The 24,448-nt window shown below is 64.0% G+C and carries 22 protein-coding genes and 1 pseudogene; 10 read left to right on the top strand and 13 right to left on the bottom strand.

Going from position 1 to position 24,448, the window contains the following annotated elements; translation table 11 throughout:
- The first annotated feature begins 106 nt into the window (after nucleotides 1-106).
- From E8E75_RS05010 to pcaC, 3 genes are all read left to right on the top strand, one after another.
- Nucleotides 107-1,468: a 3-carboxy-cis,cis-muconate cycloisomerase gene (locus tag E8E75_RS05010; protein WP_153922476.1), complete on the top strand. Its 1,362-nt coding sequence runs from the start codon at nucleotides 107-109 to the stop codon at nucleotides 1,466-1,468.
- Between the two features lie 9 nt (nucleotides 1,469-1,477).
- Nucleotides 1,478-2,266 (top strand): 3-oxoadipate enol-lactonase, encoded by a 789-nt coding sequence (gene pcaD, locus E8E75_RS05005; protein WP_153922474.1) that lies wholly within the window; start codon nucleotides 1,478-1,480, stop codon nucleotides 2,264-2,266.
- 86 nt (nucleotides 2,267-2,352) lie between these two features.
- A complete protein-coding gene (gene pcaC / locus E8E75_RS05000; RefSeq protein ID WP_120651244.1) occupies nucleotides 2,353-2,748 on the top strand; it encodes a 4-carboxymuconolactone decarboxylase in 396 nt (131 codons plus the stop codon).
- Nucleotides 2,749-2,968: 220 nt separating this feature from the next.
- Here pcaC and E8E75_RS04995 read toward each other — a convergent pair whose 3' ends face one another.
- The 4 genes from E8E75_RS04995 to E8E75_RS04980 all read right to left on the bottom strand — a co-directional run bounded on the left by E8E75_RS04995 (nucleotide 2,969) and on the right by E8E75_RS04980 (nucleotide 7,272).
- On the bottom strand, nucleotides 2,969-3,793 hold the full coding sequence (locus tag E8E75_RS04995) for an aldo/keto reductase (RefSeq protein WP_120651243.1): 825 nt from the start codon (nucleotides 3,791-3,793) through the stop codon (nucleotides 2,969-2,971).
- Nucleotides 3,794-3,825: 32 nt separating this feature from the next.
- Nucleotides 3,826-5,544, bottom strand: coding sequence for an FAD-dependent oxidoreductase (locus tag E8E75_RS04990; RefSeq protein ID WP_120651242.1), 1,719 nt, complete (start codon nucleotides 5,542-5,544; stop codon nucleotides 3,826-3,828).
- A gap of 192 nt (nucleotides 5,545-5,736) precedes the next feature.
- Nucleotides 5,737-6,924, bottom strand: coding sequence for an OprD family porin (locus tag E8E75_RS04985; RefSeq protein ID WP_256661025.1), 1,188 nt, complete (start codon nucleotides 6,922-6,924; stop codon nucleotides 5,737-5,739).
- A 177-nt stretch (nucleotides 6,925-7,101) separates the two neighbouring features.
- On the bottom strand, nucleotides 7,102-7,272 hold the full coding sequence (locus E8E75_RS04980; RefSeq protein WP_153922472.1) for a hypothetical protein: 171 nt from the start codon (nucleotides 7,270-7,272) through the stop codon (nucleotides 7,102-7,104).
- Between the two features lie 277 nt (nucleotides 7,273-7,549).
- Between E8E75_RS04980 and E8E75_RS04975 the strand changes: the two genes are divergently transcribed.
- From E8E75_RS04975 to E8E75_RS04965, 3 genes are all read left to right on the top strand, one after another.
- Nucleotides 7,550-8,326: an IclR family transcriptional regulator gene (locus E8E75_RS04975; protein WP_120651240.1), complete on the top strand. Its 777-nt coding sequence runs from the start codon at nucleotides 7,550-7,552 to the stop codon at nucleotides 8,324-8,326.
- Nucleotides 8,327-8,565: 239 nt separating this feature from the next.
- Entirely contained in the window at nucleotides 8,566-9,381 is an 816-nt protein-coding gene (locus E8E75_RS04970; RefSeq protein WP_153922470.1) for a sugar phosphate isomerase/epimerase, read from the top strand.
- Nucleotides 9,382-9,434: 53 nt separating this feature from the next.
- A complete protein-coding gene (locus E8E75_RS04965; protein WP_153922468.1) occupies nucleotides 9,435-10,313 on the top strand; it encodes a DMT family transporter in 879 nt (292 codons plus the stop codon).
- Nucleotides 10,314-10,413: 100 nt separating this feature from the next.
- Here E8E75_RS04965 and E8E75_RS04960 read toward each other — a convergent pair whose 3' ends face one another.
- From E8E75_RS04960 to E8E75_RS04950, 3 genes and pseudogenes are all read right to left on the bottom strand, one after another.
- Nucleotides 10,414-10,608 carry a hypothetical protein gene (locus E8E75_RS04960; RefSeq protein ID WP_178123602.1) on the bottom strand — a complete coding sequence of 65 codons (195 nt, stop codon included), beginning with the start codon at nucleotides 10,606-10,608 and terminating at the stop codon, nucleotides 10,414-10,416.
- Between the two features lie 80 nt (nucleotides 10,609-10,688).
- Nucleotides 10,689-11,285, bottom strand: a pseudogene (locus E8E75_RS04955) (methyl-accepting chemotaxis protein); the annotation flags it as partial.
- A 93-nt stretch (nucleotides 11,286-11,378) separates the two neighbouring features.
- The gene (locus tag E8E75_RS04950) at nucleotides 11,379-12,755 is read right to left on the bottom strand and encodes an MFS transporter (RefSeq protein WP_120651237.1); all 1,377 of its coding nucleotides are present in this window, start codon (nucleotides 12,753-12,755) and stop codon (nucleotides 11,379-11,381) included.
- A 641-nt stretch (nucleotides 12,756-13,396) separates the two neighbouring features.
- On the opposite strand from E8E75_RS04950, the gene quiC reads away from it, so the two are divergent.
- Both quiC and E8E75_RS04940 read left to right on the top strand, forming a co-directional pair.
- Nucleotides 13,397-15,307, top strand: coding sequence for a 3-dehydroshikimate dehydratase QuiC (gene quiC, locus E8E75_RS04945; RefSeq protein WP_120651236.1), 1,911 nt, complete (start codon nucleotides 13,397-13,399; stop codon nucleotides 15,305-15,307).
- A 96-nt stretch (nucleotides 15,308-15,403) separates the two neighbouring features.
- Nucleotides 15,404-16,072, top strand: a complete 669-nt coding sequence (locus E8E75_RS04940; protein WP_120651235.1) for a TetR/AcrR family transcriptional regulator — start codon at nucleotides 15,404-15,406, stop codon at nucleotides 16,070-16,072.
- Here E8E75_RS04940 and E8E75_RS04935 read toward each other — a convergent pair.
- From E8E75_RS04935 to E8E75_RS04920, 4 genes are read right to left on the bottom strand one after another with little or no spacing between them, the layout of a single operon-like run.
- A complete protein-coding gene (locus tag E8E75_RS04935) occupies nucleotides 16,014-17,753 on the bottom strand; it encodes an FAD-dependent oxidoreductase (RefSeq protein ID WP_153922464.1) in 1,740 nt (579 codons plus the stop codon). The genes E8E75_RS04940 and E8E75_RS04935 overlap by 59 nt on opposite strands.
- On the bottom strand, nucleotides 17,750-18,070 hold the full coding sequence (locus tag E8E75_RS04930) for an NIPSNAP family protein (RefSeq protein ID WP_153922462.1): 321 nt from the start codon (nucleotides 18,068-18,070) through the stop codon (nucleotides 17,750-17,752). The genes E8E75_RS04935 and E8E75_RS04930 overlap by 4 nt, the downstream gene beginning before the upstream one ends.
- 10 nt (nucleotides 18,071-18,080) lie before the next feature.
- On the bottom strand, nucleotides 18,081-19,799 hold the full coding sequence (locus E8E75_RS04925; protein ID WP_120651232.1) for an FAD-binding protein: 1,719 nt from the start codon (nucleotides 19,797-19,799) through the stop codon (nucleotides 18,081-18,083).
- Nucleotides 19,800-19,809: 10 nt separating this feature from the next.
- A complete protein-coding gene (locus E8E75_RS04920) occupies nucleotides 19,810-20,619 on the bottom strand; it encodes a shikimate dehydrogenase (RefSeq protein WP_153922460.1) in 810 nt (269 codons plus the stop codon).
- 241 nt (nucleotides 20,620-20,860) lie between these two features.
- Here E8E75_RS04920 and E8E75_RS04915 point away from each other — a divergent pair, with 241 nt between their 5' ends.
- On the top strand, nucleotides 20,861-21,631 hold the full coding sequence (locus tag E8E75_RS04915) for an IclR family transcriptional regulator C-terminal domain-containing protein (RefSeq protein ID WP_280358218.1): 771 nt from the start codon (nucleotides 20,861-20,863) through the stop codon (nucleotides 21,629-21,631).
- A 152-nt stretch (nucleotides 21,632-21,783) separates the two neighbouring features.
- On the opposite strand, the gene E8E75_RS04910 is transcribed toward E8E75_RS04915, so the two are convergent.
- Nucleotides 21,784-22,641: a shikimate dehydrogenase gene (locus tag E8E75_RS04910; RefSeq protein ID WP_280358216.1), complete on the bottom strand. Its 858-nt coding sequence runs from the start codon at nucleotides 22,639-22,641 to the stop codon at nucleotides 21,784-21,786.
- 5 nt (nucleotides 22,642-22,646) lie between these two features.
- A complete protein-coding gene (aroQ, locus tag E8E75_RS04905) occupies nucleotides 22,647-23,090 on the bottom strand; it encodes a type II 3-dehydroquinate dehydratase (protein ID WP_120651228.1) in 444 nt (147 codons plus the stop codon).
- 194 nt (nucleotides 23,091-23,284) lie between these two features.
- Here aroQ and E8E75_RS04900 point away from each other — a divergent pair, with 194 nt between their 5' ends.
- Nucleotides 23,285-24,085, top strand: coding sequence for an aminoglycoside phosphotransferase family protein (locus E8E75_RS04900; protein ID WP_280358214.1), 801 nt, complete (start codon nucleotides 23,285-23,287; stop codon nucleotides 24,083-24,085).
- The last annotated feature ends 363 nt before the right edge of the window (nucleotides 24,086-24,448 follow it).

Here is a 24,448-nt window from a genome sequence, read left to right as displayed (position 1 = left end):
TGAATGCCTGTAAGGTGGGCTTCAGCCCACCTCGCACGGCAATCACTGGCCTCTCGGGGCCGGCTGCTATAAAACGAAACACCATCCCGATTTCCGGAGCACCGGCTTGAACAGCCCGAGCAACCAACTCTTCGACGCCTATTTCACCCAGCCCGCCATGCGTGCGGTGTTCTCCGACCGGGGACGTGTGCAGGGCATGCTGGACTTCGAGGCCGCATTGGCGCGCGCCGAGGCGAGCGTCGGCCTGATCCCCGGCGACTCTGTGGCGCCCATCGAGGCGGCCTGCAGCGCCAAACTCTACGACTACTCTGCACTGGCCCTGGCCATCACCACGGCTGGCAACTCCGCCATCCCTCTGGTCAAGGCGCTGGGCAAGCGCGTGGCCGCCCAAAGCACGGAAGCCGAACGCTTCGTGCACCTGGGGGCTACCAGCCAGGACGCCATGGACAGCGGTCTGGTGCTGCAACTGCGCGCCGCCGCCGAGCTGCTGGAGCAGGACCTTGCCGGCCTGGCCCAGGCCCTGGCCGTGCAGGCTGAACGCTTCGCCGACACCCCGCTGGCCGGCCGTACATGGCTGCAGCAGGCCACTCCCGTCACCCTCGGCATGAAGCTGGCTGGCGTGCTGGGTGCGGTAACCCGTCATCGTCAACGCCTGGCTGAACTCAAGCCGCGTTTGTTCTGCCTGCAGTTCGGCGGTGCGTCCGGCAGTCTCGCCGCCCTGGGCGAGCAGGCCTGGCCTGTTGCCGAGGCCCTGGCCCGCGAGCTGGACCTGAACCTGCCCGACCAGCCTTGGCACACCCAGCGTGATCGCCTGGTGGAGTTCGCCAGCCTGCTCGGACTGATCGCCGGCAGCCTGGGAAAGCTGGGCCGTGACCTCAGCCTGCTGATGCAGACCGAAGCAGGCGAAGTCTTCGAACCCTCCGCGCCGGGCAAGGGCGGTTCGTCCACCATGCCGCACAAGCGCAATCCAGTGAGTGCCGCCGTGCTGATCGGCGCCGCTACGCGCGCACCGGGCCTGGTGTCCACGATGTTCGCCGCCATGCCCCAGGAGCACGAGCGCAGTCTTGGTCTGTGGCATGCCGAATGGGAAACACTGCCCGAACTCTGCTGCCTGGTTTCCGGTGCCCTGCAGCAAGCGTTGCTGGTGGTGCCTGGCCTGGAAGTGGATGCCGCACGCATGCGCCGCAACCTCGACCTGACCCAGGGCCTGGTGCTGGCCGAAGCCGTGAGCATTGCCCTGGCCCAGCGCATCGGTCGCGACGCGGCTCATCACCTGGTGGAGCAGTGCTGCCGCCAGGCTGTGAAGGAGGGCGCTCATCTACGTGCTGTACTCGGCGCCAATGCCGAAATCAGCGCACAGCTTTCTGCCGCCGAGCTGGACCGCCTGCTCGACCCGGCCCATTACCTTGGCCAGGCCCGCCGCTGGGTGGACCGCGCTCTGGCCGAACACAACGCATTTTCGCGCTAGGAGATTTGCATGCCTGCCGTACGTCTCGCCGATGGCGACCTGAACTACCTCCTCGAAGGCCCGGCCGGTGCGCCGGTGCTGGTGCTGTCCAACTCCCTGGGCACCGACCTGCACATGTGGGATGCCCAGATCCCGGCCTTCACCAAGCACTTCCAGGTGCTGCGCTATGACACCCGTGGCCACGGCAAGTCCCTGGTCAGCGAAGGTCCCTACAGCATCGAGCAACTGGGCCGTGATGTGCTCGACCTGCTGGATTCCCTGGATATCGAGAAAGCGTATTTCTGTGGCTTGTCCATGGGCGGCCTGATCGGCCAGTGGCTGGCAATCAATGCTCCCGAGCGCATCGAGCGCCTGGTGCTGTGCAACACGGCCGCCAAGATCGGCAGCCCGGAAGTCTGGAACCCGCGCATCGACACAGTCCTTTCTGGCGGCGCCCAGGCCATGCGTGATCTGCGCGATGCTTCGATTTCCCGCTGGTTTACCCCGGATTTCGCCGAGGCGCAGCCTGCCAAGGTCGAACCCATTGTCGGCATGCTGGCGCAAACCTCGCCTGAGGGTTACGCCGCCAACTGCGCCGCCGTACGTGATGCCGACTACCGCGAGCAGCTTGGCAGCATTAGTGCGCCGACTCTGATCGTCTGTGGCAGTGGCGACCCGGTGACCACCACCGAGCACGGCCGCTTCATGCAAGAGCGCATCATCGGCGCCGAGCTGGTGGAGTTCCATGCAGCCCACCTGTCGAACGTGCAGGCTGGTGATGCGTTCAGCCAGCGCGTGCTGGCTTTCCTTGCTGCCTGACAATTGATGTAGGAGCGAGCTCTGCTCGCGAAAGCGTTATTCGCGAGCAGAGCTCGCTCCTACGGTCCACATTCGAGGACGTAAAGATGGACGAGAAAGAACGTTACGAAGCTGGCATGAAGGTGCGCCGCGCGGTGCTGGGTGACGCCCACGTGGACCGCAGCCTGCAGAGCCTCACGCCGTTCAACGAAGAGTTCCAGGAAATGATCACCCGCCATGCCTGGGGCGATATCTGGACCCGCCCCGGTCTGCCGCGCCACACCCGCAGTCTGGTCACTATCGCCATGCTCATCGGCATGAATCGCGAGGGTGAGCTGAAGCTCCACCTGCGCGCCGCGAAGAACAATGGCGTGACCCGCGACGAGATCAAGGAAGTGATCATGCAGAGCGCCATCTACTGCGGCATCCCCGCAGCCAATGCCACCTTCCACCTGGCTGAAGCCGTGTGGGATGAGCTGGGCGTGGAATCGCTGCAAGGCTGATCTGCGCGAGACGAAAACGCCGCCCGGACCACGCATCCGGGCGGCGTTTTTTATTGGGCATCAATGCGTCTGGGGAGCGAATTCATTCGCGAACTGACGGCAGCCCTTCGGCCTGCATCGCGGTTGAAACCGCTCCCACAAATAGAGCGCTCCGGTCGTTACGTTGTAGGGGCGAATTCATTCGCCGAGGGCGATGCGGTTGCCCCTACGCGGCCCGCTATCAGGTATCCCACTCCGGCGCGAAGTCAGGGCTTACGACGCGCGTGTCCTTCGGCAGGGCAGCGATCAGGGCGCGGTCCTCATCGTCGAGCTGCACCTTGAGGGCATCCAGGTTCGACTGCTGATTCGCAATGCTGGAAGCCTTCGGAATGGCGGCGACGCCTTCCTGTTCCAGCAGCCACTTCAGTGCCACCTGGCTGGGAAGGACGCCGTGTTTTTCGGCGATCTGCCGAATCGAGGCCTGGTCCGCCGCCAGGCCGCGCGCGAGCGGGGTATAGGCGGTCAATGCCAGGCCTTTGCTGCGGGCATAGTCCAGCAGGCACTGCTGGTCGAGCATCACGTGGTACTCCACCTGGATGGCTGACAGCGGTGCGCCAAGGTCATCCACCACTTGGCGCAGCAGGCCCAGGGGGAAGTTGGCAACGCCGATGCAGCGTGCCTTGCCTTCATCGCGCAGGGCCACCAGGGTTTCGATGCTGCGCCGCAAATCCCAGTCCTTGGCCGGCCAGTGGATCAGGAACAGGTCCACCTGCTCGGTACCCAGGGCACGCAGGCTGTCCTCCAGCGACTGACGCATGGCGGCCGGCTGCAACTTGTCCCACCAGACCTTGGTGGTCAGATGGATGGACTCGCGGGGTACATCGCTCAGACGCAGGGCCTCCCCGACGGCTGCCTCGTTCTCATACGCGGGCGCGGTGTCGATGTGGCGGTAGCCCAGCTCCAGAGCCTGGCGCACGGCACGGGTGCATTCCTCGCCCGTCATGGGCCAGGTACCGAGGCCGAGTTGGGGCATGTTCAGTCCTTGGGCTGTGGTGATGTTCCGCATGGATGACTCCTTGTTCGTGGGTTGAGGCTTTCTCATTGAATGGTGGCGCCCGCGGCATGAAGGCCAGCGATGTAGCCGAAGGTCATGGCCGGGCCCAGGTTGATTCCGCCTGACGGGTAATGCCCGCCCAGCACGCTGGCCATGTCGGTGCCTGCTGCATAGAGCCCTGGAATCGTCTGACCGTTCTCATCCAGCACCCGAGCCTGGCCATCGGTGCGCAGGCCGGCGAAGGTGCCAAAGCAGCCGGGCTGGACCTTCACTGCATAGAAAGGGCCGTGCTCGATCGGTGCCACGCAGGGGTTGGGGCCCTGGTGCATGGCGTCGCCGCTGCGACGGTTGAAGGCGGTGCTGCCGCGCCCGAACTCCGGGTCCTCGCCTCGGCGGGCATGGTGGTTGAAAGCGGCCACGCTGGTGGTCAGTCCTGCCGGGTCGATGCCACAGGTCTGCGCCAGTTCGACCAGGGTCCTGCCGCGCTTGAGGTAGCCATTGCGCAAGTGCGGCCAGAGCGGCAGTGGCGCGGGGCGGGCGAAGCCCAGTCCGTAGCGGCGCTGGAACCGATGGTCGCAGATCAGCCAGGAACAGCTCTCCTCGTCCTCCGCAACAGCCTTGTTCATGGCATCGACATAGTCGTAGTAGCCGCCAGCTTCGTTGACGAACCGCTTGCCGTTTTTGAGCACGCCGATGATGCCGGGTTTGCCGCGATCGATGATGTGGGGAAAGTGGCCGAAGGTGCCGTTGGGGTAGGGCACCCTGGATACCGGCGCCCAGGCCACGGGGGAGCGCAGGTCGTCGGCAACCACTCCACCGGCGGACTCACCCAGACGCAGGCCGTCGCCGGAGCAGGATTGCGGGGGCAGGGCAAGGTTGTCATGGCCACTGGTATCGCGGGGGAACATGGCCTTGCGGCGTACCGGGTCGTTGGGGAAGCCGCCCGCCGCCAGCACCACGGCCCCGGCGCGGATGAAGACCTCGAGGCCATGGCGTTCGACCACCGCACCGCGAACGCTGCCGTCTTCAACTATCAGTCGGCGCGCAGGTGCCGACTCCATCAGTTGCACGCCAAGGTCGTTGGCGGACCTGGCCAGGCGAGCAACCAGCGCCACGCCGTTCACCAGGTGCATGGCTCGGCCGTAACGGGCCAGGTGATAGAGGTGAGTGAGGAAGCGCCGCGTCACATGAGCGAAAGCGCGCAGCGAGCGGGTCATCCCGAGGAATGCGGCCAGGTCGGTGCCCGCCATGATCGGCATGCCCAGGAAGGATGTTTCGCGCATGGTCCTGCGCAGGCGTGGCAACAGGTTGCCGACTTCTCGGGCGTCATAGGGAGCGGCGATGACCTGATGGCCTCCGCTGGCGGCTCCGGGAGTATCCCCGTGCATGTCTGGAATCCCGTTGCCGTCGACGAATTGCAGCGCGGTGTGCTGCTCGAAGAAACCGACCATTTCCGGGCAGGCTTCGAGGAAGGCGTCCACCAGTTCCGGTCGGAAGTGCTCGCCCAGTTCGTTGCGCAGGTAGGTGCGTGGCTGCTCGATGTCCTCTTCGATTCCCGCGCGCCGGGCCAACGGATTGCGTGGTACCCACATCCAGCCGCCGGACCACGCGGTGGCGCCGCCGAACACAGGTTCCTTCTCCACGAGAATCACTTTCTGGCCGTGATGGGCGGCGGTGACGGCGGCGGCAAGGCCTGCGGCGCCTGAGCCAATGACCAGCAGATCGCAATCGAGGCGGTTTGGAGCAGGGCTTGTGGCACGCATTTCAAATTTACCTCAAATACTGGAACTGTGTTCCGTATTCTAAGATTGCTCTTTTCAGGGACCAAGCCCGGGGCTACGCAAGTGGCCGGTCAGCGAACGGAAATCGGATGTGCCACTAGAGCGGGAATCGCAATCCATAAAAAAGCCCGCCAGATGGCGGGCTGAGGGAGTCAAAGCACGCTTACCAAAGGATCAGAGAATCGACAGCGGATAGCTGATGATCAGACGGTTCTCGTCGAACTCGTTGTTACTGAAGTCGCGTCGGATGCTCGCGTTGCGCCAGCGCACGTTGAGCGCCTTGAATGCACCGCTCTGCACGGTGTAGCCCAGTTCGGTCTCACGCCCCCATTCCTTACCGTCTGTGACGGTGCCGACATGCACGTTGTCGCCGCTGATGTAGCGGTTCATCAGGGTCAGGCCGGGGATACCGACGGCGGCGAAGTTGTAGTCGTGGCGGACCTGCCAGGATTTCTCCTTGGCGTTGTCATAGCTGGAGTTGTAGCTGTCGTTGGCGAGGGTGCCACCGCTGGTGCCGTTGACGCGCATCCAGGCATCGTCGCCGCTCACTTTCTGCAGGCCGACGTAGAAGGTGTTGCCGCCGTACTTGGCAGACAGCAGGGCGGACCAGGTGCGGTTGTCGAGGTCGCCAGCCAGGGCATTGCCGTTCTCCTTGCCGTTGAAGTAGCCGAGGTTGGCGCCCAGGGTCCAGTCGCCCACCGGCTGGCTGTGCAGCACCTGCAGGTACTGCTGCTGGTAGATGTCTTCCAGCTCGGCGTACCACAGACCGACCAGGGTGCGTTTCTCGTTGAAGGTGTATTCGCCGCCGGCGAAGTTGAAGCGGTCCGAGGTGAAGGCGGCGCGGCCGTTCATGGACATGTCTTCCAGGCTCGCGTCGTTGCGCGGGCTGTTCTGGCGGAACTGACCGCCGTAGAGGGTCAGGCCGTCGATCTCCTGGGAGGTCACCTGGCCACCCTGGAAAGTTTGCGGCAGGGAACGGCCGTCGTCGGAACGCAGGATCGGCAGCACCGGCATCCACTCGCCGACCTTCAGCTCGGTCTTCGACACGCGCATCTTGCCGGCCACCGCCAGGCGGCCGAAGTCATCGGCGGGGCGACCATCGTCATGCACCGGCAGCAGTTGGGTGCCGCGGGTACCCTTGCCGCCGTCGAGTTTTACCGAAAGCAGGCCGAGCATGTCGACGCCGAAACCCACCGGCCCGTCGGTGAACCCGGACTTGGCATCGAGGATGAAGCTTTGCGTCCATTCCTCGGCCTTGCCTTGCGGGTAGGTCGGGTTCACGAAATTGCGGTTGATGTAGTAGTTGCGCAGGTTCAGCGTGGCCGTGGCGTCCTCCACGAAGCCATGTTCATCGGCAGCCATGGCGGGCAGCGCGGCCAGGGTAACGGCTGCGGCGAGGATGCATGGGACAAAGGATTGGGCCTGGCGGCGGGTGGAATTCATGCTCGTTCTTGCCTCTGTGATTGTTGTTTTCGGGTGCGCAAAAGCCCCTTCGCGGCGCTTGCGCGAATACAGCTCAGGGTTGGCATTGCGGCGGCGTCAGCGGGCTTTGCGGCGCTCGATCAGGCGTGCGAAGCAGCGTTGCAGTCGATCGCCCAGACCTTCACCGCTGGCCAGCTGGACCAGGGCAACGGAGGCGAAAGGCGAAGCGCAATCGAAGGACGGCCCGGAAATGGGCGACGAGGCATTCTGGGTATGCGGCTGGAGCATTGTGGTCGACCTTTCTTGTATTTATGTCGGTAAGAGGCGAGGCGTCGCTGAGATCGCAGGCTGGTTGCGGCAACGCCTCGCACATGGGACCGATAGTGAAATCCGCCAGCCCTGCGTTCAATCGGCTGAAAGCGCTTTCGTTCGATCATCGAACGAAAACTAACCATTCCGTACATTTATGGTGTCGATATGTGGGAATCCCGTGCCGCGGTTCCAGGTTTCGTAAATGAGGCGATGTCTTCTAGAATCGGCGGACATTCCTGAGGATCCACGCCCCATGGCCGGTAGCCAGATAGAACGCGCCTTCAACCTGCTCGAACGCCTCACCAGCGACCCGCGCGGCCTGCCGATGCAGACCCTTGCCGACGAGTTGCAGATTCCCAAGAGTGCGACCCACCGCATGCTGGCCGAGCTGATCCGCCTCGGTTATGTGCGTCAGAACCAGGAGAACAGTCGCTATCAGCTGTCCACCCGGCTGGTGGCCATGGCGTTCCGTTACCTGGCCAGCAGCGGTGCGGATATCGTCCAGCCAATCCTCGACCGCCTGGCCCAGGAAACCGGTGAGCTGGTGCGCCTGGGGGTGATCGATGGCGACCGCCTGACCTGGATCGTCAAGTCCCAGGGCGCGCGTTCCGGCCTGCGTTATGACCCTGATATGGGCCGCGATGCGCCGCTGTTCTACACAGCCTCCGGCCATGCCTGGCTGGCCAGCCTGAGCGATGCCGAAGCATTGGTACTGGTGGAACGCCAGGGCGTGGCCGATGCAAAGGATTTCGGCCCCAATGCTCCGCGCTCCAACATCGAGTTGCTGGAGCGCCTGCGCCTGGCGCGTGAGCATGGTTATGCCTGGGTGGTGGAAAGCTCCTCGGTGGGCATGTCGGCCCTGGCTGCGGTCGTGCGCGATCCGCGTAGCGCCAGGCCCATCGGTGTGCTCAGCGTCGCCGGCCCCACGGCGCGCCTGCCGGAAGCGCGTATGCATGAGGTCGCGCCGCTGCTCCTGGCAGCGGTGGAAGAGCTCACCGCAGCAAGTCAGGCGTCGGAATTTTTCGTCTGATCGCATCACTGTAGGGGCGAATTCATTCGCCAGGGGCGGCGCAGCTGCCCTGCCTCGTTCAGCAGGGCAGCCCGTTGGGCTGCTTGGCGATTGAAATCGCCCCTGCCAGTTTCGTGCACCACCCCAAAATCTTCGCGAATCCTGCTTTCGTCAGTCGGTCGAACTTTCTTCTTGAGATTATTTGGAACGAGGTTCTAAATAACGCAAATCAAATTGTGGAACTTGATTCCGAGAAGAACATGACTGACCGAGTTTTCTCCCTCGCCGCACTCACCGTCCTCGAACTGTCGCCGCCTGAAATGGTGGAAGTGGCCGCCCGTGCCGGCTACAGCCATGTCGGTCTGCGGCTGGTGCCGGCCACACCCGAGGAGTACCACTTCCCGCTAATGGCCGATGCGGGGTTGCGCCGTCAGACCCGAGATCGCCTGCGTGATACAGGCGTGCAAGTGATGGACATCGAGATCCTTCGGCTCAAGGCGGAAACCCGCGTGGCCGACTTTGAACCGGTACTCGCCGCGGGGGCTGAGTTCGGCGCTACAGAAGTCCTGGTTGCCGGGAACGATGGTGACGAGGCGCGCCTGACCGACAACTTCGCCGCCTTCTGTGACCTGGCTGCGCGCTTTGGGATTCATCCGAGCCTGGAGTTCATGCCCTGGACCGACGCACGCGACCTCGCCCAGGCCCTGCGTATCGTCGAGGCGGCTGGCCGGGACAACGGTGCGGTGCTGGTGGATGCCTTCCACTTCAACCGCTCGGCCTCACGCCTTGAAGACTTGGCCAGGGTGGCGCCCGCACGTTTGCGCTATGCCCAGCTCTGCGACGTAGCGGGTCCGCGTCCGGACGACATGGACGAGATCCTCCGCCAGGCGCGCAACGAGCGTCGTTTCCCTGGCGATGGAGACAGTGACCTGATCGGCTTGCTGCGGACCTTGCCGGCGGATATTCCCCTCAGCCTGGAAATCCCCACGCGCCAGCTGATGGAGCAGGGCGTCAGCGCCCAGGCGCGTGCACAGATGGCGTTGGACAAGGCGCGGGCGCTACACGAACACCTTTGAGATTTAACCCTTCGCGCGGCCGGGCTGGGTCGCGTTCTTTTCTTGAGCAACCCATGAGCACGATTGCCCCTCTATCCGGAGCCAACCAACCGCTGCGGGGCATCCTGCTGGTGGTGCTGGCCACTTTCCTCTTTGCCGGGCACGACGCCCTGTCCAAGTTCCTCGGTGGCCTTTATCCGGTCGTCATGGTTGTCTGGGCTCGCTACCTGGTGCACACGCTGCTGATGGCCGGAATCTTCCTGCCCCAGGCTGGCCTGCGCGTGCTGCGGACCAGGCGCCCGGTGTTGCAGGTATTGCGCGCGTTGAGCCTGCTCAGCACCAGCCTGCTGTTCACTGCCGGGCTGCAATACATACCCCTGGCCGAGGCGACGGCGGTCAACTTCCTTGCACCGGTGCTGGTCACCGCGCTGTCGGTGCCGCTGCTAAAGGAGAAGGTTACCGTTGGCCAATGGGGGGCGGTGGTAATGGGATTCGTCGGCGTGCTGGTGGTGGTGCATCCCGGTGGCGAGCTGTTCACGCCGGCCATCCTGTTTCCATTCTGTTCGGCGCTGGGGTTCTGCTTCTACCAGGTCCTCACACGCAAGGTGGCCGCCCACGATAGCCCGACCACCAGCAACTTCTTCGCCGGCCTGTGCAACACCCTGGTAATGAGCGCGCTGGTGCCGTTCTTCTGGCAGGTGCCGAGCCTGGGGCATGGCTTGCTGATGCTCGCGCTGGGTGGCGCGGGGATGATCGCGCACCTGTTGCTGACCCAGGCTTTCCGCGTAGCGGCACCGGCCTTGCTGGCACCGTTCGGTTACTGCCAGATCGTCTTCGCCGGCATGCTGGGCTTCCTGATCTTCTCCCATACACCCGATACGACCAGCCTGGTGGGCATCGCCATCATCTGTCTGAGCGGATTGGGTGCGGCGTGGATGCAGCGCAAGGGTTGAGTCCACTGCAAGTTCCCAGCCCCTCTCCCAAAGGGAGAGGGGCGCAAGCCGCAGGATGTGCCGTGTGTTCAGCCGGGAGACATGGGTAACGGCTGTATGGTCATGGCATACGCTGCCTGAGATCAATCTTGCGCACGATCTTGTGGATGAGTACCACCTTGAACACGCCATCCGTCACCGTCGCCGTCGCCGTCGCCGTCGGGCGGAGGGCCACCCGCTCGCCCGCCAATCCACCCCCGACAAACAGGCTGCGGCCCTGCAAGCAGACCTGGCCGACGCGTCCAACCTTGAGCACTCGGTCGCCGGTCGTAGTCGATATCCGGCAACTGCTTCGGGTAGCTGCGCAGGCTGGGCCGGTAGCGCGAGATCGGAGGCCGATTCGCGGGTGGCGTCGGAAGTGGATACCGCGTTGCGCGCTACTTCCTCGACGGCGGTCGTCATTTCGGTAACGGTGGTGGCGGCCAGCTGGATTTCGTCGTGCTGCTGCAACTGGCGGCCTGTGTTTTTCTCGGTGCCGTGGCTCATCCGCTCTGCGGCGCTGGCCAACTGGCGCGATTAACCGGCGATCAGCTCGAGCGTGTCGCGCAGCCCCTGCTGCATGCCCGCCAGGGCGGCCAACAGGCGACGGGTTTCGTCCTGGTTACGGATCGGCACCGCGCGACTGAGGTCTCCCTCGGCAATGCGCTAGTTCTGCGAATTGATCACCTGTACGGGTGGTGAGTGCCTGTATCCGGCCGTTGAGCAGCAACCCTATATCGTCGGTGCGGTTGGCGGCGGAGAGTTGCTCGTATTGATCCAGTACCTGTCGGTACTCGGCCACTGTGGCAGCGAAACATTCTCGGTGTGCTGGCCGGTGGCGCGAACCTGCGCGACCTTCTGCAGGGCGAACAGGCCCTGCAGAAGCACCAGCAAGGCGATCAGACCGAAGCTGAGCAGTGCGCGGCGGGCGATGCTGAGGCGAAGGAATGCCATGCTCATCTCCATTGTCATGAGCCTTCGGAATCGGGCCGGTAGAAAGAACGAAGGCCCCGAAAGGGGCCTTCATTGTGTTGGCGATTGGCGCTATCAGTGGCTGACGGCACGCATGCTGCTTTCGCGGCTGGACTCGTATTGCCGCTTGTCCATCGGCTTGGCATCCGGGTTGCCGAGGTCTTCCATGGCCAGGCGATGGGTTTCCGGTGCCACGTAGGCGGCCAGGGCGCACACGCAGGTGATGAGGAAGGCGAGGGTGCCAACCACTACCGGAATGTTGTCCGAGCCGGGCGGGGCGACGGCGGCGAACAGGGCCGGGAGCATGGCGGTGAGCATGGTGCCGATGTTCTGGGCGATGGCCATGGCCGACACGCGGTAGCGGGTCTGGAACAGCTCAGGGAAGAAACTCGGGAACACGGCGTTGTAGCCCTGGTAGACCATGCCCCACATCAGGATCGAGGTGGCGAAGGCCAGGGGCACGCTCTGGATGCTGATGGCGTAGAGGTAGACGAAGGCAAGCGCACCCGAGCCCAGGCAGCCGGCGATCATGGTCGGGCGACGGCCGATCTTGTCGGAGAGGTTGCCAACGAAGGGAATCACCAGCACGGCGACGATGTTGCCCACCACCGGAATCCACAGGTAGACGCTCTTGTCGAAGCCGATGCCATAGGCCGGCTGCACCGCATAGGCCGCACCGAAGATGGTGGCCACGACCGGGATCACGTTCATCAGGGCCATGAACATCACCAGCACCATGCACTTCCAGCTGTGGCGGAAGGCTTCGGTAACCGGCGACTTGGCGACTTTCTGCTGGTTCTCTTCATTGACGAAGGCCGGGGTCTCGTGGACTTCGCGACGGATGATGAAGCCGGCCACCAGGACGAAAGCGCTCAGCAGGAACGGAATCCGCCAGCCCCACTCGTTGAAGGCTTCGCTCGGCATGAAGTAGGCCAGCGGGAGGAATACGGCGGCAGCCATCACCTGGCCGGCCTGGACGCCCTGCAGGGTGAAGCTGGCGAAATAGCCGCGTCGTCCGAATGGCGCATGTTCGAGGATCATCGAACTGGCGCCGGAAATCTCACCGGCCACCGCGAAGCCCTGGATCAGGCGCAGCACCACCAGCAGCACCGGCGCGAGCATGCCGATGTCGTGGTAGGTCGGTAGCAGGCCGACGGCCATGGTGGAAATACCCATCAGGAACATGCACAGCAGCAGTACGTTCTTTCGGCCGCGGGTGTCACCCCAGTGCCCCAGCACGAAGGCGCCTACCGGACGGGCCAGGTAGCCGACGCCGTAGGTGGCCAGCGAGGCGATGATGGCCATTTTCGGATCGGTGTTGGGGAAGAATATCTGGGGGAAGATCAGTGCCGCCGCCTGGGCATAGATGAAGAAGTCGTAATACTCCAGGGCGGAGCCTATCCATCCGCTGGCGGTTGCTTTCTTGGCTTGGGAGCTGGAGGTGGTAGCCATCGATGTCTCCGTTGTTTTTGTTAGGTAGCCGGACTCACGTTCCTATGGCTCGGGGCCAGGCTGGAACGCGTGCACGCAGGCGTTTCGGTGCTCGTCGGGAGCGGGCCGGTTATCGCCGTCCGAGTTCTGTCAGGGAGTCAGTTCAGAGTGGCGACGTGGATGTCGCACTCGATCTGGATGCCGTGGCAAGCCGGCTGGAGGAGGGGATTTCGATCAGGTAGCTGGTAGTAAGCATGAGCTGTTACCCGTTTCTTGAAATTGTTATGTCGTAGTGCCTGGTTGCAATCGCAGGGTCTTCCGGGTGGCTGGGCTGGCAGTGATGCCACCCGGTGGGTTGCCTGCAACATGGGGTTCATGTTGCGCAGTGATCGAAAAAGCGTCAATTCGATAACCGGCCTTTTGTTCGATGATCGAACACAAAACTAACTGGTTCGTACATATTGAATTGCTGGGCTGACTTTACGCGCGAATAATCAATCCAGCTACGAAAACAAGGGTTTTTGCATTTCCTTGTAGGGGCGAATTCATTCACCAAAGGGTCGCGAATCGACCCCAGGTACCGGCGGCAGGTCTCCGGCCTGCTTGGCGAATGAATTGGCTCGTACAGCTAACTGCGGCGCCCACCCACAAGGAGCTGAAGCATGCAGCGTTCCATTGCCACCGTCTCCCTGAGCGGTACCCTGCCGGAAAAACTCGAGGCCATTGCCGCCGCCGGTTTCGACGGCGTCGAGATCTTCGAAAACGACCTCCTGTACTACGCCGGCAGCCCGCGCGAAATCCGCCAGATGTGCGCTGATCTCGGCATCGCCATCACCCTGTTCCAGCCGTTCCGTGATTTCGAAGGTTGTCGCCGCGACCGTCTGCAGAAAAACCTCGACCGTGCCGAACGCAAGTTCGACCTGATGCAGGAGCTGGGTACTGACCTGGTGCTTGTGTGCAGCAACGTCCAGGCCGACTCCCTGCCCGATGAGGAAATCCTCGTCGACGATCTGCGCCTGCTGGCTGAACGTGCCGGCGCACGCAATCTGCGTATCGGCTACGAGGCACTGGCCTGGGGCCGCCATGTGAACAGCTGGCAGCAAGTCTGGAGCCTGGTGCGCCAGGCTGATCATCCGGCCCTCGGCGTGCTGCTGGACAGCTTCCACACCCTGTCGATCAAGGGCGACCCGAGTGGTATCGCCGAAATTCCAGGCGACAAGATCTTCTTCGTGCAGATGGCTGACGCACCGCAGCTGGCCATGGACGTGCTGGAGTGGAGCCGACACTTCCGCTGCTTCCCCGGCCAGGGCGAGTTCGACCTGGCGGGATTCCTCGCCCCCATCATTCGCAGCGGCTACACCGGCCCGCTGTCGCTGGAAATCTTCAACGACGGCTTCCGCGCCGCGCCGCCGCGCGCCAATGCCGCCGATGGCCTGCGCTCCCTGCTTTACCTCGAAGAGAAGACCCGCAAGCTGCTGGCCAAGGATCCGACTCCAGCCGCCAATCTGGATGTCCTCTTCTCGCCGCCGCCGGCCAGCCGCTACGACGGCGTGGAGTTTCTCGAATTCGCCGTTGACGAGTCCCAGGGCGCCAAGCTTGCCAACTGGCTGGAGCGCCTGGGCTTTGCCCGCGCTGGCAAGCATCGCTCCAAGGCCGTGAGCCTGTTGCGCCAGGGCGACATCAACATCGTGCTCAATGCCGAACCCTATTCCTTTGCCCACGGCTACTTCGAGGCCCACGGCCCATCGTTGTGCGCCACTGCCCTGCGAGTGAAGGACAGCGGCAGTGCGCTGGAACGCGCCCGCGAGTTCAAGGGGCAGCCATTCCGTGGCCTGGTAGGGCCGAACGAGCGCGAGATTCCGGCCGTGCGCGCGCCGGACGGCAGCCTGATCTACCTGGTGGAACAGGCCCAGGCCGGCCAGACCATCTATGACAGCGACTTCGTCCTCGACGCGGGCGCCAGCCAGACCGGCCAACTCGACCGTATCGACCATATGGCCCTGGCGCTGCCGGCCGACGGCCTGGACAGCTGGGTACTGTTCTACAAGAGCGTGCTGGACTTCGAAGCCGACGACGAAGTGGTGCTTCCGGACCCCTACGGTCTGGTGAAAAGCCGCGCCATCCGCAGTCGCTGCAGCAGTGTGCGCCTGCCGCTGAACATTTCGGAAAACCGCAACACCGCGATCTCCCACGCGTTGTCCAGCTACGGCGGCTCGGGCGCCCACCACATCGCCTTCTCTTGCGAGGACATCTTCGCCGAGGTGAGCCGTGCCAAGGATGCCGGGGTGCCGCTGCTGGACATCCCGCTGAACTACTACGACGACCTGGCGGCGCGTTTCGATTTCGACGACGAGTTCCTCAGCGAACTGGCCTACTACAACGTGCTCTACGACCGTGATGCCCAGGGTGGCGAGTTGTTCCACGTCTATACCGAGCCGTTCGAGGGGCGTTTCTTCTTCGAGATCCTGCAGCGCAAGAACGGCTACGCCGGCTACGGCGCGGCCAACGTTGCGGTGCGTCTGGCAGCGATGGCCAAGGCGCGCAGCGGTGCCATCGCCAAGGCCAAGCTGTAGACCGCACGCAAGCCTGGTGCGAGCTAGGCACCAGGCTTCCTTACGGCAGCTGCCAAGCCCATAATCCACCCAGTTTCCGCTGGCCGTGAGCCCAAGATGACAACAACTGCCGAACTCCCAGAACTGCCCGTAGAGGCCCCTCGCAAAGGGCGCAAGAACAACCCGGAGAAAACCCGCGAGAACATCCTCCAGGCGGCCATCGCCGAGTTCGTCCAACAGGGCCTTTCCGGCGCTCGGGTCGACGCCATTGCCGAGCGCATGCACACCTCCAAACGGATGATCTACTACTACTTCGGCAGCAAGGAGCAGCTCTATGTCGAGGTACTGGAGAAGCTCTACGGCGACATCCGTCGCACTGAAGGCAAGCTTCACCTGGCCGAGCTCGAACCGCGCGAGGCTATCCGCCGGCTGGTGGAGTTCACCTTCGACCACCACGACCGCAATGTCGATTTCGTCCGCATCGTTTCCATCGAGAACATCCACTACGGCGAGTACGTCAAACAGTCCAACGCCATTCGCTCCATGAGCACCAACATCCTCGACGCCATGGGTGAAATCCTTCAGCGCGGCCAGGCCGAAGGGCTGTTCCGTCCTGGCATCCAGCCCCTGGACCTGCATCTGCTGATCAGTTCCTTCTGCTTCTACCGGGTCTCCAACCGCAACACCTTCGGCCAGATCTTCCAGATCGAGCTGGCGGACGACGAGGTCAAGGCGCGGCACAAGGAGATGATCTGCGAGTCGGTTCTGCGCTACCTGCAGGCGTGACCGGCTCTCCCGCGAGGGAAAGTCCCGCCAGGTAGCCGAAGGTCATTCCCGGCCCCAGGGTGATTCCACCGCTGGGATAATGCCCGCCCATCACGCTTGCCATGTCGTTACCCACCGCATAGAGACCGGGGATGATCGATCCCTGGTCGTCCAGCGCCCGCGCCGAGGCATCGGTGAGCAGGCCGGCGAAGGTGCCGAGACTACCGGGCACCAGCTTCACGGCATGGAACGGACCTTTCTCCAGCGCGCCCAATGATGGGTTGGGCCCATGCAGCGGTTCACCCTGGGCCTGGTTGTAGGCGGAGGCGCCGCGTTGGAATTCCGGGTCCACCCCGTGAGCGGCGTTGGCATTGAATGCTGCCACCGTCGCTTGCAGTTGTTCCCCGTCGATGCCGCAGAGCTTCGCCAGTTCGATGAGGCTGGCGGCCTTCTTCAGGTAGCCGCTGCGCACATGGTGGCCGATGGGGAAGGGGAAAGGCCGAGCGCAGCCGATACCGTAACGGCGCTGCGCGCGCTGGTCGCAAATCAACCATGCCGCAGGTTCTTCTCCGGCTGGCGTTGCGCGGAACAAAGCGTTCATGAAGTCGTGGTAGGAGTCGGCTTCGTTGGTGAAGCGCCGGCCATCATTGCGAACGGCGATGAAGCCCGGTTTGGCCCGCTCCATCAGGTGCGGGAAGCCACTGATGCTGCCGTCCTTGCGTGGTACACGCGACACTGGCGTCCAGGCAGCCGGGCTGGCCAGTTGGTCTGTGGCCCGGGCACCCATGCTTTCACCCAGACGCAGGCCATCGCCGGTATTGGTTGCCGGTGCGGCGGACAGGTGCTCGTGGCCAAACAGCCGGCCGATACGCTGGCGGTCGTGAGGAAAACCACCGCACGCCAGTACCACGCCTCGACGCGCCATCACGTTCACCCGGCGCCCCTCCAGTTCCAGCTCCGCTCCAGCGACCCGTTGCCCAGCCCACAGCAGGCGCATGGCGGCAGCCCCTGTTTCCAGGTGGACGCCCAGGTCGAGGGCGCTGCGTAGCAGGCGCGCCACCAGGGCGTTGCCATTGACCAGATGCAGCCCCCGGCCGTGCAGCAGGCAATCGCGCCAATGCCGGAATAGCCGACCGGCGACATAGAGGGCGGAACGCGGAGAGCGGCCGGCGTTGAGGAAGTGCGCAAGGTCCGCGCCGCCCGCGATGCCCATGCCGCCCGGGCTGATCAGGTCCAGTGGTGGACGCAGTGCATCCAGCCACGGGCCCAGTAGGCGACCGTCATAGGGCAGGGCGCAGAGGGAGCGGCCACCGCGCACCGCGCCGGGGGAATCGTGCATGTCCGGCATGCGGCTGCCGGAATAGAACTGGACCTGGGTACTGCGTTGGAAGAACTCGACCATCTCCGGGCCGTGCTGGAGAAATGCCAGCTGGCGTTCGTCCAGTTCTTCGCTGCCCAGTTCCGCACGCAGGTAGCTTTCGACGGCCTGCGCGCTGTCGTCCGCGCCTTCTGCCTTGGCCAATGGGTTGCATGGAATCCACAACCAGCCCCCGGACCAGGCGCTGGTGCCCCCAAACTGGTGGGTCTTCTCTGCCACCAGCACGTCCAGTCCATGATGGGCGGCGGTAACCGCCGCCGCGAGTCCCGAGGCGCCGGAGCCGATCACCAGCACATCGCAGTGGCGTTCGGTCATGGCGTTCATTGCAGCGGCGAAAAACCGGTGGGGCGCATCAGGCGCGAGTCCAGATGCACCACGGCATCCAGCTCCTTGTTCAGTCTGCCGAACTCGGCCCAGCGCGGGTCGGCGGCTATCTTCGCCCGGCGCTCGATACGCTCGTCCAGGCTCTCGTAGGCCCAGATGTGCACCACCTGGTTGGCTTCGCCGAACTCGGTGGTGAAGAAGCCGACCAATTTGCCCAGATGCTCGGTCTGCAGTTCCAGGCAATGGCTGCGGTAGAGCGCCAGCCAGTCGGCCAGCTTGGTGGGTTTGATGGTGTAGGTACGCAGTTCGTAGTACATGGCGTTGTCCTCAGACTGTGGATTTCAGGTGTTCGGCGATATGGCGGGCGGCGAGGTAGCCGAAGGTCAGGCCCGGGCCGAGGGTGATGCCGGGGCCCGGGTAGGTGCCGTCCATGATCGAGTTCATGTCGTTACCGGCGGCGTAGAGGCCCGCGATGGGGTTGCCCTGATGGTTCAGCACATTGGCGTTGGCGTCGGTGACCAGACCGCGCGCCGAACCGAGGTCGCCGGTATGCACGCGCACGGCGTACCAGGGCGCGCGGGTCAGCGGCGCCAGGCAGGGGTTGGGCGCGTGGTGCGGGTCGCCGAGGGACTGGTTGTAGCTGCTGGCACCCTTGCCGAACTGACGATCCTGGCCGGTGCGGGCGTCCTCGTTGTACCGCGCGAGTGTCGCAGCCAAGCCCTGCGGGTCGACGCCGATTGAGCGGGCAAGGGCTTCAGGCGAGTCGGCCCGGAACAGGTAGCCGGCTTTCTCCAGGGCGCCGTTGTTCACCGGACTCGGTCGGGCCAGGCCCATGCCGTAGCGGCTCATGGCCTGTGAATCGCAGATCAGCCAGCAGGTCGCCAGGCCTTCCTGGTGCATGGCCTGGACGAAGCTGTGGTAGGAGTCCGCTTCGTTGGTGAAGCGCTGCCCCTTGTCGTTCACCGCGATGATCCCGGGCTTGGCGCGGTCGGTGACCAGGTGTGGGAACCGCTCCAGCTCACCGTTCGGCCGGCGCAACCGCGATACCGGTGCCCAGAAGAAGCTGGAGGCCATGTCCGCGCCGGTAGCGGCATTCACCTGTTCTCCCAGACGAAGCGCCGCGCCGTCGTTGCCGGCTGGGGACATGCTCAGGTGCTCGGTGCCGGTTGCCGGGCGAAAGCGGGCGGCCAGTTCACCGGCTGCGAAGCCTCCCATGGCGCAGACCACGCCGCCTCGGGAGCGTACTTCGACCGGACGGCCATCCTTGAGCAGACGAACGCCAACCACCCGGCCTGATTCGATCACCAGCGACTCGGCGCTGCTTCGCAGCCAGAGCTCCACGCCCTTTTCGAAGGCCGTGGTGGCCAGCCGCGCGATCATCGCGTTGCCTACGGTCAAGCGGGTGCCACGGTCATGACCGAGTCTGTCCAGGCCGTAGCGGGCCAGCAACTTCAGGCAATGCCAGAGGGATCGGGGCGAACGGCGGAAACTGAGGAAGTGCTGGATATCGATGCGGTTCACCATCATGCCACCGAACAGCAACATGCCTTCCGGCGGGCGACGCAGGTCCTTGAAGTGCGCTCCCAGGCGGCGGCCGTCGTACTCCACCATTTCCAGGGCGCGTCCACGGTCCGTAGCGCCGTCTTCCAGCGGGTAGTAGTCCGGCGAGAAGGGGCGCAGGGCGTAGGCCAGTTCGGTGTTGTGCTCAAGAAAACGCAGTGCTTCGCGGCCGTGGCTGATGAAGGCGTCCACCAGTTCCGGCCGATAGCCGCTTCCGATGGTCTGCTTCAGGTAGGTCCGAATGGCCGCGGCGCTGTCTTGCACTCCCGCAGCGCGGGCCTGGTCGCTGTCGAAGATCCATACGGCGCCACCGGAAATGGCCGAGGTGCCGCCGAACTGGGGCGTCTTTTCCAGCATCAGCACGCTGAGTCCCTTGCAGGCTGCAGTCGTTGCCGCTGCAAAGGCAGCTGCGCCGCTGCCCAGCACCACCAGGTCCCAGGTGCCCGCCAGATTCTCGGCGGGAGGAGTTTTCACGGCAGTGTTCATGGCGGCCTCCTCAGGCGTCCTGGGGCATCACGCCCATGTGCGCGCCCAGGTTGCCCATTTGCGCGCGCGCCATTTCCGGGCCGGTCTGGATTCGGCAGCCGAGCCTGCGGGCCAGCTCCAGCAGCGGTGTAACCACCGGGCTGGTCACCACATCCGCCACCAGGGCGGTAGGGGATAGGGTTTCCAGCAACATGCCGGGCAGGGGCATTTCGCCGGTGCCGCCCATGCCCACGGGCGTGGCATTGGCCACCAGGTCGAAGGCTTCAAGGTTGTCGTAGCGGTTGCCGATCACGATTTGCGGAAACGCATCGCGCAAGTGCTTTGCCAGCGCCTCAGCGCGGGGTTGGTCGAGGTCGGCGATCACCAGTTGGCGCACGCTTCCTTCGCACAACGAGTAGGCGATGGCGGCGCCGACACCACCGGAGCCCACTACCAGAACGCGTTGCCCGGCTGGCTGGAAACCGTGGGCGCGAGCGGCCTTGAGAAAGCCTTCGCCATCGACGTTGTCGCCCAGCAGGCGCCCGTCTGCTTCGCGACGTATCACGTTCACCGAGCCCAGGGCCGCTGCACGAGGGCTGAGCTGGTCGAGTTGACTGGCCAGGACCTGTTTGTAAGGCACGGTGACGACGCAACCTCGCAGGTTCTTCCAGCCACGCAGGGACTGGATGAAGGTGGCGAGATTCTGCTCGGCCATGTCCACGGCGATCATCGCCAGGTCCTGGTCGTTCTCGGTGAACCAGGCGTTGAAGTTTTCCGGCGATTTCACTTGAGCGATGGGGCTGCCGATGATGGCCACCAGTTCGGTCGAACCACGAATCATGCTGATCTCCTGGGCTTGTTGTTGTGCCGGCAGTATTGCCAGCGCCCAGGGAGCGGCCAATGAAACAGAAGGGCGTTTCGGTTGTTTATCGCAGTGACGCTGCGATAATCGCGCCGACAGGCGAAATCAGCTGACTGGTTTCCTGGCAGGGTGCGCTGCGCGCACTGCAGCTTCCAAGCGGGGTTACGGTGCGCACGGCGCACCCTGCGCAAAGGCATATCAAGCGGACAGGAGAGTGGGCATGAAGGTGCCGGTCATACACCAGCGGGACCTGATCGCCGGGCTGCAGAAGGGCCTGGCGCTGATGCAGCTGTTCAGTGCCGATCATCCGCGTCTCAGTGTGCCGGAAGCGGCGGCAATGTCCGGGCTGACTTCCAGCGCCGCGCGGCGTTTCCTGCTGACTCTGGTGCATGACGGCTTCGCCGAAACCGATGGTCGCCATTATTGGTTGACCGCCAAGGCCCTGCGCATAGGCCAGGCCTATGTGGATTCAGCGCAGCTGCCGCGCATGCTGCGGCCTATCGTCGAACAGGTGGCACGGACTACTCAGGAGCACGTTTCCGTGGGGCTGCGCGATGGCGACGATATCGTGCATATCGTCCGGAGCCGGTACAGCCACATCGCCTCCCTGTCGATTCGTCCCGGATCGCGCATGCCCATGTACTGCACGGCAAGCGGGCGTATCTGGCTGGCATCGTTTTCTGCAGGGGAACTGGAGGCGTACTTCGCACGAGTCGCGCTGCGCCAACTGACGCCCTTCACCCGTACCGGTATGGACGAGCTCAAGGCGGAGCTGAGCAAAGTCGCTGCCCAGGGCTACGCCGTGGTGGACCAGGAGTACGAGGCGGGTATGTGCGTGCTGGGGGTGCCGCTGACCAATCGCAAGGGTGAGCTGAAGGCCAGCCTCACCATTACCACCCACGCGTCACGCATGAGTGGCGACGAGATGCGCCAGCGATATCTGACACCTCTGTACGAGGCGCAGGCACTGCTGAAGCCAGTGCTGGATTGAAGATTACGGGCGTTGTGGGGGCGAGTTCATTCGCGAGTGAATTCGCTCCCACAGAGAACAGACGACATGGATATCGCTGTTCACGCCCACCACCAGGGCGGTGGAGGGTTGAGTTCGTAGGGTGCACCGTGCGCACCCTACAGGAGGATGGATCAGGCGTTCATGCTGGCGAAGTGCGCCATCATCCGGTCGGCATCCGCGCCACGGCCGCTAATAAGCTCGAAGGCTTTTACGGCCTGGAATACCGCCATGGTGCCGCCATCCAGGGTGCGGCAACCGATGGCGCGGGCATCGCGCAGCAATTCGGTTTCCAGCGGGAAATAGATGATCTCCGCTACCCACAGCTCGGGGCGCAGCAGTTCTGCCGGAACCGGGGTGCCCGGCAGCTTGGCCATGCCGATGGGGGTGGTGTTGACCAGGCCGTCTGCCTCGGCCATGGCATTGGCCAGGTCCGTGCCGAGGGCCGCGCGGCCGGCGCCGAAATGCTGGTTGAGGCTGTCGACCAGGGCCTGGCCACGGACGACGTCCACCTCGAACAGGGTCAGGCGTTCGACACCTTCGGCAAGCAGGGCATGAGCCACCGCGGAACCCGCACCACCCGCGCCCATCTGCACCACTTGGCGGCGCGCCACATCCGGCAGGCCACGGCGGAAACCTTCGCCGAATCCCAGGCAGTCGGTGTTGTGGCCGACACGCTTGCCATCCTTCAGGACCACGGTGTTCACCGCGCCGATACCCGCGGCCTCGGGAGAGAGCTCATCCAGCAGGGGGATGATCGCCTGTTTGCAGGGGAAGGTAATGTTCAGGCCGGTGTAGCCCATGCGCTGGGCGGCATCGAGCAGGTCGGGGAGGGCGCTGATGTCCAGTTTCAGCTGATCCAGGTCGATCAGGCGATACAGGTAGCGGATGCCCTGGGCGTCGCCTTCTTGCTCGTGCATGGCGGGGGTGCGGGAGGCCTGGATACCTGCGCCGATGAGGCCGGCGAGTACCGATTGATTGTGCTGGGACATGATGCTCAACCCTTGGAGAACAGTTGGCCGAAGTGCTGGAGTGCCAGGGAGTATCCCTGGCTGCCGAGACCGCAGATCACACCGACGGCGATGGCGGAAACGAAGGAGTGGTGACGGAACTCCTCGCGCTTGTGCACGTTGGAGAGGTGTACCTCGATCACCGGCAGTTCGCTGGCCACCAGGGCATCGCGCAGGGCGACCGAGGTGTGGGTCCAGGCAGCGGGATTGATGACGATGCCGGCGCAACGGCCCCGAGACTGGTGGATCCAGTCGATCAGTTCGCCTTCGTGGTTGGTCTGGCGGAAGTCCACCTCGAAACCCAGCCCGGCTGCCGTGCGGCTGCACTGGGCGGCGATGTCGGCGAGGGTTTCATGGCCGTAGGTGGCGGGCTCACGGGTACCGAGCATGTTGAGGTTCGGGCCGTTGAGAACCAGGACAGTGCGGGTCATTACAGCGGTATCTCCATTGTTTTTCTGGCCCGGCAGCGAGCCGGGGAAAGATGCAAATGAAAATGTACTAACCAGTTAATTCCGTCAATTTTCCGTAGCGTGTTTCGTGCGGTTATCGGACGGGAATACGGCTACTCTCTTTGTCCCAGCCTGAAGCGCTGGAACTTACGACCACCTGCAAGGAGCACAAGGCCGTGTTCGAGCCATACCTGACTGAATGGAACCTGACTCCCGACGGCGAACCCATCCATACGCCCGGCAGCGACCTGTTACCCGTGCGCTTTGATGGATTGCCGGCGATGCTGAAAGTCGCGCGGGACAGCGAAGAAAAAGTCGGCGCACAGGTGATGCGCTGGTGGGATGGCGACGGCGCGGCGCGGGTATATCGGCTCGAGAGCGATGCCCTGTTGATGGAGCGGGCCACCGGCCCCGGATCGTTGATGCGCATGGCCCTGGGCGGTTGTGACGACGGGGCCAGTCGCATTGCTTGCGCGACCATCGCGCGACTGCATGCGCCAAGACCCGCTCCCGCACCGGAGCTGGTCACTTTGGAAGAGTGGTTCCGCTCACTGTGGCCGGCAGCGCGGCGACAGGGCGGGCTGTTCGGCGAAGCGGCCGGCGTTGCCCGTGAACTGCTGGGTTCACAGCGTGAAGTAGTGGTACTGCACGGCGATATCCATCACGAGAACGTGCTCGATTTCGGTGAGCGTGGTTGGCTGGCCATCGATCCGAAGCGGGTCATCGGTGATCGCGGCTACGACTACGCGAACCTGATCTGCAACCCCGAGCTGGCCACCGTCGTACAGCCTGCACGCTTCGCTCGCCAGATCGAGGTAATCGCCGAGGCGTCAAGCCTGGGCCGGCAGCGGCTGTTGCGCTGGGTGCTGGCCTATGCGGGGCTCTCAGCAGCCTGGTTTCTGGAGGACGGCGATGCCGAATCTGCAGAGTCCGACATGCGTGTGGCGCGGCTGGCTGTCGAGGCGCTCGGCGGTTGAACGCGTACTTCGCGAATTAATCTCCCACAAGAAGCACGCCCTCCTGTAGGCGCGATTTCAATTGCGAAAGGATGCGCAGCATCCCTAGCCTTGGCGCCGCTCCAGCATGTCCTGGATTTCCTGGGCAGCGCCCCGGGTACGACGGGGCTGCGTTGATGGCCAGGAGCCGCCGGCTGGCCTCCAGTCGAGACTGGAACAGCGCTTGCCGGTCCAACCCATCGTCCAACTTGCGCAGCGGGCCGGGGGGCAGAGTGGAAAACAGCCGGCTTTGGATGTCGAGCTGGGTCAGCTCGGACTTCAGACTGAGGTTGCGGCGTAGCTGGAAGCCGACGCTTGTAGCCCGGATTTCACCCGGGCTACAAG

The organism is Pseudomonas sp. BN606 (assembly GCF_029873115.1).
Taxonomy (GTDB): domain Bacteria; phylum Pseudomonadota; class Gammaproteobacteria; order Pseudomonadales; family Pseudomonadaceae; genus Metapseudomonas.
This window is presented reverse-complemented; position numbering and strand designations above follow the sequence as displayed.